Genomic DNA, 14,584 nt, shown 5'->3' with positions numbered 1-14,584 from the left:
TTCGCTCATGTTTGCGCGTCGCCTTTCAGCTCCTTCAAACATGGCTCTCTACTTATCTGGCGTTCATTCGTATGTTGCATTGTTCAGTTTTCAAAGGTCATCTGCCAGCCGCATGATTGAGATGAAGGAAGTTCATCGCTCATCGCGGCGACTCGTATATCTTAACAAACTCACAGGAGTTTGTCAAGTACTTTTTTTGAAATGCTTTTGAGAGGAGGAAGGGAACCTTCACGTCCGCTCAACAGCTTGTTTAGTATATCCCACTCTTCCCTTCTTGTCAAGGAATTTTTTTACATCTCTGAAAAAAAAAGCACCTGCAGGCGTCCGTTTTAGACGCCTGCAGGTGCTTCGGGATATCTAATTCATGCATGGAGGGGTAGATACTATATGATAGAAACTGCATCAGATGCTGTCTTCCAAATCGACAATCTTAGCCGGATTGAGGATATCGTTCGGATCCAGCGCTTTCTTGATTGCCCGGATCATCTTGTATTCACCCGGCGGGGTGCAGCGTTTGAAATCAACGAGTTTCTTATAGCCGATACCGTGTTCACCAGACATCTTGCCACCCAGTGCATATACTTTTTCAAAGAGGTCTTCATGGAAACCGGCCATCTTCTTCATCCAGTCTTCCGGTGATAAACCATCTTTATTAAGCGGCAGCACGTGGATATTGCCATCGCCGATATGAGCCGATGTTACCGTATAGATTCCGTGTTTTTCTTCCAGTCCTGGTACTTCCGCCGTAATTTCAGCAATCTTGTCGAGAGGTACGACGAAATCTTCTGCTACGAACATGATGTCGATATCGCGGGCTGCTTCAGCAAACTGCCGGCGGCATCCCCAGATACGGTCATCCGCCTGGATGACATCGACGGCGCCCATATCATCACAGAGATCACTGATTTTTTCCATCTTCTTGTCTAGTTCATCTTCATCAAACGATTCTACGGTGATGATGACATAGCAGCAGTTTTCTTCTACATGGGGCAACGTTACTTTGCAGAAATTGCTGCACATCTTCAGCGCTTTATTATCCATGTATTCGATACTGGTAGGTTCGATACCGGCCTTCAAAATCTTATTCGGCAGGGCAAATGCTTTGGCATCTTCATTAAAGATTGCTACCAGGTCAAATTTATACGGCGGCAGAGGACGTAATTTCAGCGTAATTTCTGTTACAACGCCCAGCGTACCTTCCGACCCGCAAATAAGTTGTTCCAGGCAGTAGCCGGTCGAGCATTTCTGCAACCGCGCTCCGACATCTACGATATCACCCGTCGGGGTAACGATTTTCATGCCATAAATCTGATTCCGTGTCGTCCCGTATTTTACAGCCTTGTTGCCACCGGCATTGGTTGCTACGTTACCGCCGATCTGGCAGCTGTCAGCACTGCAGGGATCGCCGGCATATAAGAGCCCCCGCTGTTTGCATTCCTGCTGGATAACGCTCGTCCGGACACCGGTCTGGACAACAGCATAGAGATTATCTTCATCGATTTTGAGGATCTTATCCATCTTATCCAGTTCCATGACGATACCGTGATAGACAGGAATGGCACCACAAGCAACACCAGAACCAGCAGCACGGGGCGTAATCGGTACGAGGTACTTGTTCGCCAGTTTGATGACAGCTGCTACTTCTTCCGTCGTTTTAGGGAATACGACTACTTCGGGAGTACGGAACCAATAGGGATTGCCTTCTTCATCGGTCTGATACGTCTGCAATTTTTCCGGATCTACCGTTACGCCTTTTTCTCCCAGTACTTGTTTCAGTTCGTCCAATAATTCTGCCGATACCTTATTAAATCTTGCCATAACCTATCTCTCCTTCCTATATAAATGCCTCATATACTGCGGCATAATATCCATGTCAATGAGCGGTTCCCTGTGCAGGGGGAGCTGCTTCCGCTGCATCTTCTGTTTTGTTCCCCCAAAGTGATGCAACAAAGGAGCAAAATACAGTCGTCCAGACAACACCGATAGCTCCCGGAATTGCCGACATGGGATCAAAATATGTAATCCCCAGGGTAACTGCCAGCGCCGTATTCTGTACGCCAACGATAAAAGTCATCGCTTTCCGTTTCGGAGCTTTCATGCGCAGCAGGCGGGCTACAGTATATCCGATAGCCAGGCCAATACCTGTATACAGTACCAATGTCAGGGCAGCCATTCCGGCTACAGCCTGCAGCCGTTCTACGTTGAGTGCTACAATGACGGAAATAATACAAACGATAGCAGCTACCGTTGCCAGCGGCACGACTTTCAGAATGACCGGCATTTGTTTTTCAAAGAATTTATGAATCAGAAGTCCCAGCGCAATCGGAATAATGACGATTTTAATGATACTCATAAACAGGCCTACCGCATCAATAGGCAGGTATTTGCCGACATAAAAGAGAAGCAGCATAGGCATGACGACAGGCGCTACGATGGTGCTCAGGCTCGATACCGTTACGGCCAGAGCCTTATCGCCTTTAGCCAGGAATGTCATGACGTTGGAAGACGTCCCCGTCGGCGTACAGCCCAGAAGTACGAGGCCTACAGTCAGCATCGGGTCCAGATTAAATATGGTTCCCAGTCCCAATCCGACGAGAGGCATAAACGCATACAGTGTCACGATACCGACGATGACATCCTTTGGCCGGGTCAGAACCAGCTTGAAATCATTAGGCGTCATAGAAAGACCCATGCTCAGCATGATAATGCCCAGGAACCAGGGAATCGTCCCGCCGTAGGGTTTAAATGGCGTCGGCACAAAATATGCAAATACGGCACATAAAATGACCCACAGCGTTACATACTTAGTTACAAATTTTACGAACTTTTCGAACCCAGTCATGCTTCATACCTCCTTACACATAAAATGATACCTGAAAACATAAATCCTTACTGAATTTAATTATTACCGTATCGAATTTCTTTTATGCGTTTATGTTAACATTATCCAATTAAAGAGTCAAACTCTGACCAGTATGACGTTTGTGTTCATTTTATTTTTCTCATTTGGGCCTTTTTTTCGTCCATTTTCGTATAAATTATTACATTCTGATTGTTTTTCTTTCATTTTTCAATAAAAAAATCTGGCAAAATGTCTAAATAAATTAATATTTTGCCAGATAATTTCTTATTTTTTTATTTTATGTTGGTGAAAATAGGCCTTTTTTATTGAATTCCTGATTGTTTTCAGCAGGAAACTTGCGTTTAAACTCAGCACGGGCCAGAGCGAGATGCCGCCGCATAATCGCTTCCGCCATTCCCTGGTCCCGCATTTTTAAAATATCACAAATCGTCAGATGTTCCGTTCCGACGACTTCAAAATATCCCGACGGTGGATCATAATTCAGATAGCTCCTATAGCGGTACAACTTATATTTAATATGTTCATAAAACTCTTCCAGCAAAGGATGATCCGCCAGATGGACAATACGGGAATGAAATTGATATTCCAGGTCTACAACATCTATATACCGGTGCTGCAAATTCCCGCTCTTTACACAGATGTGCTGAAGCTGTCCTGCTATATCATACAATACATCCAGATCCGTATCTTTTATGGCAACAGCAGCCCGGCCTGCTGCATAGGGCTCAATCAGTTCCGATAATTCAGCAATATCTGTATATTCCTTTTCCGAAAACGCGGCGACCCTGTATCCCGGCTGGCGGACAACATATGAATTGTGCATGAGCCTGGTCAGGGCATTTTTGACAGGAGAGCGGCTGACACCCAGTAATTCGGCAATGGTACTTTCATTGACCCGGCTGCCCGGAGCCATACGGAAACTGACAATTTCCTGCAGTAAAATGTCATACACTATATCACTAAGAGATAAGAATGGATTTCGTTTCCTCATACGTTCAACCGACTGCTTGTCCACTTTGTTCACCCCATTACCGCTATAATCAGTTACTATTTTATCATAATCTGTACCGGTAAAAGAGTCAGGAAATCACAGTATATCCAAATGTATCAAAATCGGTATAGAACAAGTCATAATGTTTCATTTTTTGCATAGAAAAAGTGGCGCCTCAAGGAGCGCCACTTTCGCTATACCCTATTTTTGTTGAAATAAATCTCCCTGAGATGGTGATTCTTCATCTTCGCCGTCGATGGCTATCGTATCGAGGGCCGCTACCTTGTCGTCTTCTTCCAGTTTCTGGATTTTGACGCCTGAGGTAATCTTACCTTTTTTGATGCCAATGCTTTCCACATCGGTGCGGATGACGATACCATTGCCGGTAATGAGCATCAGTTCCTGATTATCGCGGACTACTTCGACGCCGACGACATCGCCGGTTTTCTCAGTAATCTTGAAGTTCTTAACACCCTTGCCGCCACGGTTCTGTACCTTGTAGGCTTCTACGTTATTGCGCTTGCCAAACCCTTCTTCACTGACTGTGAGGACCTGGCAGCCCGGTGCGAGGATATCTGCTCCGATGACCATATCACCAGGAGCCAGATCAATACCACGGACACCGCGGGTATTGCGCCCCATAGGACGGACATCGTCTTCATTGAAGCAGATAGCCATCCCCAGTTTCGTTGCCAGGATGATATTCTGTCCTCCCGTCGTAAGGCGTACCTTAGCCAAGTGATCTCCTTCGACAAGGGAAATAGCAATGAGGCCGTTGCGGCGTACGTTCTTGAATTCCTGCAGTTCCGTCTTTTTGACCCGGCCTTGTTCCGTAGCCATAAAGAGGTTCATGGACGGATCCACCTGATCGAGATCAATCAGGGCATTTACTTTTTCCCCACTATCGAGAGGCAGCAGATTAATCGCCGCGATTCCCTTGGAATTCCGGCTGTTGGCTTCGGGAATTTCATATGCCTTGAGACGGTAAACACGGCCCAGGTTGGTAAAGAAGAGTACCGTGTTCAGCGACGAGGTATAGAGCAGATGATTGACTGCATCTTCATCTTTCGTACCCATTCCCTTGATGCCGCGGCCGCCTTTATTCTGCGTATGATACACATTGGCATTGATGCGTTTGATATATCCACGGCGTGTCAGTGTCAGGACCATGCGTTCATCAGGAATCATGTCTTCTACGCCAAATTCCGACGTATCGGCCACAATCTGTGTCCGGCGGGGATCGGCAAACTTCTTCTTAGCATCGAGGAGTTCATCTTTGACAATACCCATGATTTTATGCGTATCGGAAAGGACATCGCGCAGGTAGGCAATGCGTTCTTCCAGTTCCTTGTATTCTTGTTCGATTTTTTCCCGTTCCAGACCGGTCAGGCGGCGCAGACGCATATCGAGGATAGCAACGGACTGCTTGTCGCTCAGGCCGAATTTACTCATTAAAGCCGTCTTGGCGATTTCATCCGTCTGGGATTCGCGGATTGTCCGGATGACTTCGTCGATATGGTCGAGGGCGATAAGCAAACCCTCCAATATGTGGGCACGGGCCAGTGCCTTTTCCAGTTCAAATTTGCACCGTCTGGTTATGACATCCTGCTGATGAGCCAAGTAATAATGCAGTACTTGTTTCAGCGTCAGGACGCGCGGATGCCCATCGACAAGCGCCAGCATAATAACGCCAAACGTTTCCTGTAATTGTGTATGTTTATACAATTTATTCAGGACGATATCCGGATTGGCATCGGCCCGCAGTTCGATAACGATGCGCAGACCCTTGCGGTCCGATTCATCGCGCAGGGCAGTAATGCCGTCGATTTCCTTGTTGCGGGACAATTCGGCAATCGTTTCGATGACCCGGGCCTTGTTGACCTGATAAGGGATTTCTGAAACGACAATGCGGTGTTTGCCCTTATTCATCGGTTCGATTTCCGCACAGGAACGCATCTTGATACTGCCCCGGCCCGTCGAATACGCCTTGATAATGCCGTCACGGCCCATGATTTTAGCGCCCGTCGGGAAATCAGGACCCTGGATTTTCGTCATTAATTCTTCCAGGCTGGCTTCAGGGTTATCGATGAGCATGACACAGCCGTCGATGACTTCACCCAGATTATGTGGGGGGATGTTCGTCGCCATACCGACGGCAATGCCAGCCGAGCCGTTAACCAGCAGATTCGGGATTTTAGAAGGAAGGACCGTCGGTTCCTGGAGAGACCCGTCATAGTTAGGCATGAAATCGACCGTATCCTTGTCGATATCTTCCAGCATTTCGCCGGTAATCTTGGCCATGCGGACTTCTGTATAACGCATAGCAGCCGCCGAATCACCATCGACAGAACCGAAGTTGCCGTGACCATCTACCAGGGGATAACGGGTAGAAAAATCCTGGGCCAGGCGGACCGTTGCATCGTATACCGAGCTGTCACCATGGGGATGATATTTACCTAAAACTTCACCGACGATACGTGCTGATTTCTTATATGGCTTGTTCGGCGTCATGCCGGCTTCGTGCATCGCATACAAAATACGGCGGTGAACAGGTTTCAACCCATCGCGCACGTCCGGCAGGGCACGCGTGATGATAACACTCATCGCATAATCGATGTACGAGGTCTGCATTTCACTTTCCAGACAAACCGGCAAAATTTTGTCAACGTTTTGTTCGTCCACAATGTCACCTCATATATAATAAAAAAATAATCGCTTATATATACTTATATATAGAGCATCTGTACTATTATACCAAAAATCAGAGGAAATAGATAGGTAAATAACCCAAATAGCAAAAAAGCGCCTTGCCGGGCCGTTTAGGAGGAATTTTAAAGCAAATGTATAGAGACTGCAGCAAAAGAGCCCTAAAAGCTCATTTTGTTACAGTCTCTGTCAGATTCTGTAAAATTAACACTAATTACCGTTTATTGCTCTTGCGCCAGATATGCATCTTGTCCGCTTCTTTGATGAGTTCGTCCCGGAAATCGGGGTGTGCCAGGCCGATGAGGGCTTCTGCGCGCTGCCAGGTCGATTTACCCATGAGGTTGACCATGCCATATTCTGTCGCAATCCAGTGCGTCTGGGAACGGGGATCGGTGACAGTCGTACCGGCTTTCAGGATGGGGCTGATATTGGACGTAACCGTACCGGTCTTTTTATCCGTATGGGTCGCGTGCATGGCGATGATGGACTTACCGCCTCTGGACCGGTAGGCACCGTCGGTGAAGTCCAGCTGGCCGCCGCTGCCACTGATCTGGTGGGTCCCCATGGATTCGGCCGATACCTGGCCATAGAGGTCTACTTCAATGCAACTGTTGATGGAAATAAAATTATCAATCTGTCCGATAACAGCCGGATCATTTACATAATCGATGGGAAAGGTTGCCAGAGCAGGATTGTCATCTACCCAGTCATATAAATCCTGAGAACCAAGGGCAAAGGCAAAGACCCCTTTATCACGGTTCAGGTTTTTGACTTTATTCGTCAGTCTGCCTTCCTTAGCCATAAGGTAAAATGCGTCGACGAGCATTTCTGTATGGACGCCCAGATCTTTCAAATCCGATTTGGCAATCATAGCACCTACACTGTTAGGCAGCCCGCCAATGCCCAGCTGCAATGTTGCCCCATCGGGAATGGCTTCAACGATATAAGAAGCGATTTTCTGATCGATATCGTTTCCAAGGACGAAAGGAATAGTCGGCACTGGCACATCCGGCGCTTCGACGATGGCATCGACGTCAGAAATATGGATGGCTTCCCCACGGCCGCCAAGACAGCGCGGCATATGCGGATTGACTTCGACGATGACTTTTTTAGCCTTTTTCGTAATAGCCTCGGTCACGGCCGCACAAAGGCCAAAGTTAAAATAGCCATGTTTATCCATAGGCGCTACAGTAATCATCGCCACATCGACATCAATGATATTGCGGTAAATCGACGGTTCATTACGGAAACACATAGGATTAAAAAACATGCGTGACTGTGCTGCCAGCTTGCGGTCATATCCGCTGAGATGCCAGTTCATGACGGTAAAAGTATCGCAATCGGGGTCGCATTCGCATACCTGGCGGGGAAACAGGGACATGGTTTCCCGTACTTTAATATCATGTAACTCATCTTTGCGGCCCGCCAGTGCTTTATCGAGCAGTACCGGCTGGGAAGTCGTCATGCCATAATCGACCCAGTCGCCGTCTTTTACAAGGGTAACTGCTTGTTCCGGAGTCGTCAGTTTTTGTTTATACATATCCGTCCATTCTGACATTCTGTTCACCAAACCTTTCACAATATATGCGGTCTGTACCGCATCAACCACAACAGAGATATTGTTCTAAAATTCACATGTACAGTATGGCTTATTAAAACGTTTTACGCAAGATATCTATGCAAAATCCATATTCATGTTGTGTGTTATACGCAATGCTCGCATATCAGATCAGGATATGCATTTTTTTAGCAGCAAAGGTCAGCTCTTCCCGGAATTTCGGATGGGCAATGGAAATCAGGGCTTTTGTCCGCTGAGAAAGGGTTTTCCCCCGTAATTTGGCGATGCCGTATTCTGTAACGACGTAATCAATATCATTCTTACTCGTCGAAACGATGGCTCCCGGCGTCAGTGTCGGCACGATTTTGCTGATAGTGCCTCCTTTTGCCGTAGAGGGGAAAGCAATAAAGCTTTTTCCGCCCGGTGAGCAGATGGCACCGCGCACGTAATCAGCCTGGCCACCTGTACCAGATATATGCCGCGTTCCTGTCGATTCAGAGCAGGCCTGACCAAAGAAATCAACTTCAATAGCCGCATTGACAGAAATAAAGTCCGGATGGCGGGCGATGACTGCCGGGTCATTGACATAATCGACAGGTAACATGAGAAATGCCGGATTGTCATCAATAAAATCGTAAATACGCTGAGAACCAAAGGTCAGGGTTGCCACAGTCTTTCCCCGGTGAATCGGTTTTCTAGTATTGGTGACAGCCCCGCATTCAATGAGTTCTACCATGCTGTCTGTAAACAGTTCTGTATGGATTCCCAGATCATGCTTATCCTTGAGGGCCAGACCCACGGCTTCTGGTACAGCGCCGATACCAAGCTGCAATGTCGCTCCGTCAGGCACTTCTTCGGCAATATAACCGCCGATAGTACGGCTGATTTCATCAATCTGTACCGGCGGCACGATAGGCAGGGCATGGGACGTTTCACACAGTCCATCGACCTGTGAAATATGGATTTGCGGCGCCGTGAGTACCCGCGGTAGCTGATCATTTACTTCCAGATAAATATGGCGGGCTTTCCGGATCATGGCAGCACTGCAGGAACCGCTCAGGCTGGTACTGAAATACCCGTGCTTATCCATAGGAGATACCTGGGCAAAGAACGCATCAATGTCGATATATCGCTCAAACAACCCCGGCGCATCGTGGTAATAGCAGGGCATAATGTCGCAGCGTCCTTCGTTGGCAGCTTTGCGCAGTCCCCCGCCGGAAAACCAGGTAATAGGCGTAATATTCGGATAGGCTTCGGAAGATAAGGTCCCCAGAGGCGTCACATCGAGCAGAGTATGACAGGTCACATCCTGTATATCCCCGGCAGCGGCCCGTTTTCCCAGAGCATCGGCCAGGACCGGCGGGATGGCTCCTGAAATATCAGAACAACAGGACCAGCCCGATTCCACACAGGCGGCAATCTGTTCCGGCGTTTTTTTCTTATCGGCATATTCTTGCATTACATCCATGATATTTTCTCCTTCCATTAAAAAAAATCAGTATTACTATGATTTCACTACCCAAAAGAAATCCCCGCCGCACACAATATGCGGCGAGGATACGTGAGGAGGGATTTATTCTTCCTTACCAGCCTGTGAAGCGGCAATGATTTCATCCATTGTCTTTTTCGGTACTTCTTCATAATCAAAGAAGGACATGTTGAATGTACCTTTCCCCTGTGTCATGGAGCGCAAAATCGTCACATAGCCGCTCATTTCGGCCAGAGGTACCTGCGCTTTGACTACAATCAGGTTCTTATGGCTGGGATGATGTTCCATGCCGAGGATCCGTCCGCGGCGGCCGCTGAAGTCGCCCATGACATCACCCATATATTCTTCCGGCACGATGACATCGACATTATACACCGGTTCGAGAATAGCCGGTTTCGCTTCGGGCACGCCTTTCTTCAGCGCCAGTGCTGCCGCTACTTTAAAGGCCATTTCCGACGAATCGACAGGATGATAGGACCCGTCTTCCAGTGTGACCTTGACGTGGATCATAGGATACCCGGCAATGAGTCCTTTTTCCAACGTTTCTTTTACGCCCTTTTCGACAGCCGGGATATACTGGCGCGGCACAGCCCCGCCGAAGATGGCGTCGACAAATTCGAAGTCTTCCCCATTGGTAAGGGGTTCCAGTTTGAGTTTGACATGACCGTACTGACCATGACCACCACTTTGCTTCTTATGCTTGCCTTCTACTTCCGTAACGCCGTTGATGGTTTCCCTGTACGGAATATATACCGGTTTGAGGATACCTTTGACGCCGTATTTGCGTTCCATCTTATTCATGATGTGTTCCAGATGGACGTCGCCCATGCAGCGGACGAGTATCTGCTTGCCTTCGGCATTCTTTTCCACCTGGCAGGTAGGATCTTCTTCACTGATTTTTGAAAGAGCCGTCATCAGTTTTTCTTCGTCGCCTTTCTTTTCCGGAACCATGGCGACCGTATGGAGCGGATTGGGGAAGCGGATTGGATCATATTCAACAGGGAATTCTGCCGTAGCAAAAGTATCACCTGTACGGGCATGAGCCAGTTTCGGAATGACGACGATATCACCAGCAATGGCGTCTTTGACCGGTACCTGTTCCTTGCCGACCAGGGTAAACATCTTGCCCAGCTTTTCTTCCGTATCCTGGGTCACGTTATACAGCTTATCCCCTTCTTTGAGTTCGCCGGAGAAAATGCGGACATAACTCAGTTTCCCGGCAAAGGGGTCGATGAGTGTCTTAAATACAAATCCCGTAAACAGCTTGTTGGGATATACCATAACCGGTTCGCCCGTCTTTTTATCCGTTCCCATCATGACCTTCTGGGATGCGTCCGGCATATAGCGGATGATGCGCCCCAAAAGTTCCGTCGTTCCGATATGATGGACTGCACTGCCGCACATGACCGGGCATACCCGGCCGGTCAGCATGCCCTGGCGCAGGCCCTGGCGCAGTTCGTCGATGGTCAGTTCTTCCCCTTCCAGGTATTTTTCCAGCAGTTCGTCGTCGCCTTCTGCAGCGGCTTCCATGCACATTTCACGAACTTCACGGGCTTTAGGCATATATTCTGCCGGCACTTTGATTTCTTCGGCCTTGCCTTCTTTCCATTCCCAGGCAATCATTTTGCAGACATCGATGATGCCACGGAAATCATTGCCTTCTCCGATCGGAATCTGAAGGGGCATAATGGATTTGCCGAAAACAGCGCGCATCTTTTCGAGGCAGCCAAAGAAATCGGCGTTTTCAGCATCCATTTTATTGACATAAATCATGCGCGGCAGCTGTAGTTCTACGCCGTAATCCCAGGCGCGTTCCGTATCCATTTCTACACCGGCATCGGCCGAAACGACCATGAGGATACCATCAGCAGCCCGCAGGGCAGCACGGACTTCACCACAGAATTCGGAATACCCCGGCGTATCGATGAAATTCAGCTTGTATCCCTGCCATTCACAGGGCGCGATACCGAGCTGGATCGTCACATTACGCTTGATTTCTTCCGGTTCAAAGTCCATGATGTGTTTGTTGTCCTTGCCCACACCGACGGCATCAACGGCTCCGCAGGCAAGCAACAGGGATTCGACGACGGCCGTCTTGCCGGCTCCGTCATGGGAGAGTACAGCCACGTTGCGGATCTTGTCACTAGCATATTCTTTCATAAATAAATCGCCTCCTAAAAATCACGTTATTATATATATTCGTGATGAGGAGGCGATTTCCTTTTTTATTTATGATTTTTTTCTAACTTATCTATGCTTTATGCGCCGCATCCGGTGCAATGATGCCAGCATCCTGATTGGAAAGCGCTGCCAGCGTGAGCGATGTCATGAGCTCCATCCCAAAAGGCAGGCAGTTTTCATCGGCAGCGAAATGAGAATTATGGAGCGGCCACACAGGTTTTCCCGGAGCCGTTGCCCCGAGCCACAAAAAAGCACCGTTATACGCTTTGAGATAGCCGGAGAAATCTTCTGCCGTCATAGCCGGTTCCCTTACATCTCCCAGAGCATCCCCCCCAAACCGGGTGCGCACGACATCCTTGATAAACTCTGCCTGTTCTGCATCATTAAAGACCGCATCATACCCTCGGTCGTACTGAAGCGTACTGTCCGTGCCGAGCATCGTATCGAGGCCACTCAGCAGACGCTTCAGCTTATCTTCCACCATATCCTGAGCTTCTTTGTGATAAGTCCGGCAGGTTCCTTCGATGACGACCTCATCAGCCACGATATTATAGCGCGTGCCGCCGTGGATAGTGCCAAAGGTGAGTACTGCCGGATAGAGTGGGTTGATCTGACGGCTGATGATATTCTGTACTGCCGTCAGAAACTGACCGGCCGCCACTATCGCATCGGTACCGCGATGCGGCATAGCGGCGTGACTGGCCTTGCCACAGATAGTGACCGTCACGTGATCTGAAGCCGCCATCATAGGACCGGCCAGAATCCCGACCTGACCAGTGGGAAGTCCGGGCCACACATGAAGGCCATACACGGCATCAGTACCTTCGAGGATTCCCGACTTGACAATGGCTTTAGCCCCGCCATCGGGAGATTTTTCTTCTGCCGGCTGGCCAATAAAAATAACCGTACCGGCAAAGGTATCTTTCATCGCCGTGAGAACACGGGCCGTGCCGAGGAGAATCGATGTATGGGCGTCATGGCCGCAGGCATGCATGATACCGGGTGTTTCTGAAGCAAAAGATAATCCCGTTTCTTCCGTGACCGGCAGGGCATCCATATCAGCCCGCAGGGCAATCGTAAGCCCCTTTCCCTTCCCGCCGTGGAGAATACCCACGACAGCATGTATTCCACCTACTTCTTCATGCACTTCTAATCCAAGACTGCGGAATTCCGCAGCTACCAGGGCCGCCGTCCCCTCTTCATGGTATGAAAGTTCCGGGTGGGCATGAATCGTACGGCGGAGCTCACATACGTGGGGCGTATATTTTTCAACTAACTGTTTTATCATATCTTGTGTCATTTTCCTGTTCCCCCTTTTATTTTTCAGGAAATATCACTATAATAGTAATATTAGACATGAATACATGCATAATGTAAAAATGGCTGTCCCGCCATTTTGGTTAATTATACCATAAGGAGGAATATAAATGAAAGCATTTGATAGAGAAAACAGCGTCTGGGCTCGTTTTTCTGAAGAACAGCGCCTGGAAATGGAAGAATACAGCAAAAAGTACCGCCAATTTCTCGACACGGCCCGGACAGAACGGCTGGCCAATGCAGAAATCATCCGACAGGCTGAAGCTGCCGGTTTCAGACCGCTCAGCGACTATACCTCCCTTAAAGCCGGTGACAAAGTATACTGGAATCAGAAAGGCAAGTCCGTCATCCTCGCCGTCATCGGCACAGAACCTGTCTCCCAGGGGATGAAGATCGTTGGTTCTCATATCGACTGCCCCCGTCTCGACCTGAAAGCCATGCCCGTTACGGAAAAAAATGGCATCGTCTATTTCAAGACCCATTATTACGGAGGTCTTTTAAAATATCAGTGGGTCTGCCTGCCTCTTTCCCTGATTGGCGTCGTCTATACAGCTGACGGACGGCGCATCGACGTCTCTATCGGTGAAGACCCTGACGACCCGGTATTTTTCATCAATGACCTGCTCCCCCACCTCGGCAAAGACCAGGCAGCCAAAAAACTTTCCGAAGCCATCAGCGGGGAAATGCTCATGCCCCTCGTCGGGACTAATAGTGAAGAGGAAAAAACAAAGCCGGCCGTTCTGGAATTGCTGAAAAAGAAATACGGTATCGAAGAAGAAGATTTCGCCAGCGCCGAACTGGAAATCATTCCGGCCATTAAGAGCCGCGATGTCGGTCTGGACCGTTCTATGATTATGAGCCATGGCCACGATGACCGGGTATGCTCGTATGGCAATCTGGCAGCCATCCTCACAGCCCATGCCGGCACTAAGACGCAGGTAGCCTTGTTTGCTGACAAGGAAGAAATCGGTTCCGTCGGCAATACCGGTGTCCACTCGGCATTTTTCCCTGATTTCGTTGCCGAACTCCTGGCATTACAGGGCCATACAGAAGAACTATGGCTGCGCCGGACCATGCGGAACAGCCAGGTCTTATCCGCCGACGTATGCGCTGCCCTGGACCCTGTATTCGCCGATGCCTATGAAGAAACAAACGCGGCACGGCTCGGTTATGGCATATGCCTCTGCAAATACACCGGAGCCCGCGGAAAAGCCGGCAGCAACGATGCCAATGCAGAATTTTTATCCCAGGTACGCCAGATTTTTAACGCCGCCGATGTCCCCTGGCAGATTGGGGAACTGGGAAAAGTCGATCAGGGCGGTGGCGGCACCATCGCCTATATCATGGCCGACTGGGGCTGCGATGTCGTAGACTGCGGCGTCGCCATGCACAGCATGCACGCTCCCTTGGAAATCGTCGCCAAATCTGATGCCTATAGCGGATACCTGGCTTATAAAGCCTTCTTTGAAAGCAAGTAAA

General features: G+C 48.9%; 9 protein-coding genes. 1 reads left to right on the top strand and 8 read right to left on the bottom strand.

From position 1 onward, the window contains the following. Positions 1-402 precede the first annotated feature (402 nt). From B4H10_RS07525 to B4H10_RS07490, 8 genes are all read right to left on the bottom strand, one after another. Positions 403-1,818, bottom strand: a complete 1,416-nt coding sequence (locus B4H10_RS07525) for an FAD-binding oxidoreductase (RefSeq protein ID WP_059076175.1) — start codon at positions 1,816-1,818, stop codon at positions 403-405. 55 nt (positions 1,819-1,873) lie between these two features. After that, positions 1,874-2,842 (bottom strand): bile acid:sodium symporter family protein, encoded by a 969-nt coding sequence (locus tag B4H10_RS07520; RefSeq protein WP_059076176.1) that lies wholly within the window; start codon positions 2,840-2,842, stop codon positions 1,874-1,876. A gap of 298 nt (positions 2,843-3,140) precedes the next feature. Beyond that, positions 3,141-3,854, bottom strand: coding sequence for a GntR family transcriptional regulator (locus tag B4H10_RS07515; protein ID WP_162816188.1), 714 nt, complete (start codon positions 3,852-3,854; stop codon positions 3,141-3,143). Positions 3,855-4,055: 201 nt separating this feature from the next. After that, complete coding sequence (gene gyrA / locus B4H10_RS07510; protein ID WP_292018565.1) at positions 4,056-6,536, bottom strand: DNA gyrase subunit A; 2,481 nt, start codon at positions 6,534-6,536, stop codon at positions 4,056-4,058. Positions 6,537-6,774: 238 nt separating this feature from the next. Then, complete coding sequence (locus B4H10_RS07505) at positions 6,775-8,100, bottom strand: acetyl-CoA hydrolase/transferase family protein (RefSeq protein ID WP_338086621.1); 1,326 nt, start codon at positions 8,098-8,100, stop codon at positions 6,775-6,777. Between the two features lie 184 nt (positions 8,101-8,284). Beyond that, positions 8,285-9,586 carry an acetyl-CoA hydrolase/transferase family protein gene (locus tag B4H10_RS07500; RefSeq protein WP_292018564.1) on the bottom strand — a complete coding sequence of 434 codons (1,302 nt, stop codon included), beginning with the start codon at positions 9,584-9,586 and terminating at the stop codon, positions 8,285-8,287. 105 nt (positions 9,587-9,691) lie between these two features. Continuing rightward, positions 9,692-11,767, bottom strand: coding sequence for an elongation factor G (fusA, locus tag B4H10_RS07495; protein ID WP_075581685.1), 2,076 nt, complete (start codon positions 11,765-11,767; stop codon positions 9,692-9,694). A gap of 91 nt (positions 11,768-11,858) precedes the next feature. Continuing rightward, entirely contained in the window at positions 11,859-13,088 is a 1,230-nt protein-coding gene (locus tag B4H10_RS07490; RefSeq protein ID WP_059076182.1) for a M20 metallopeptidase family protein, read from the bottom strand. 127 nt (positions 13,089-13,215) lie between these two features. Between B4H10_RS07490 and B4H10_RS07485 the strand changes: the two genes are divergently transcribed. Then, positions 13,216-14,583 carry an aminopeptidase gene (locus B4H10_RS07485; RefSeq protein WP_170087367.1) on the top strand — a complete coding sequence of 456 codons (1,368 nt, stop codon included), beginning with the start codon at positions 13,216-13,218 and terminating at the stop codon, positions 14,581-14,583. Position 14,584: the final 1 nt, after the last annotated feature.

The organism is Megasphaera sp. UBA4382, assembly GCF_002391155.1.
Lineage (GTDB): Bacteria > Bacillota > Negativicutes > Veillonellales > Megasphaeraceae > Megasphaera > Megasphaera hexanoica.
The sequence above is the reverse complement of the archived record's forward strand: the minus strand, read 5'-3'. Positions and strand labels throughout refer to the sequence as shown.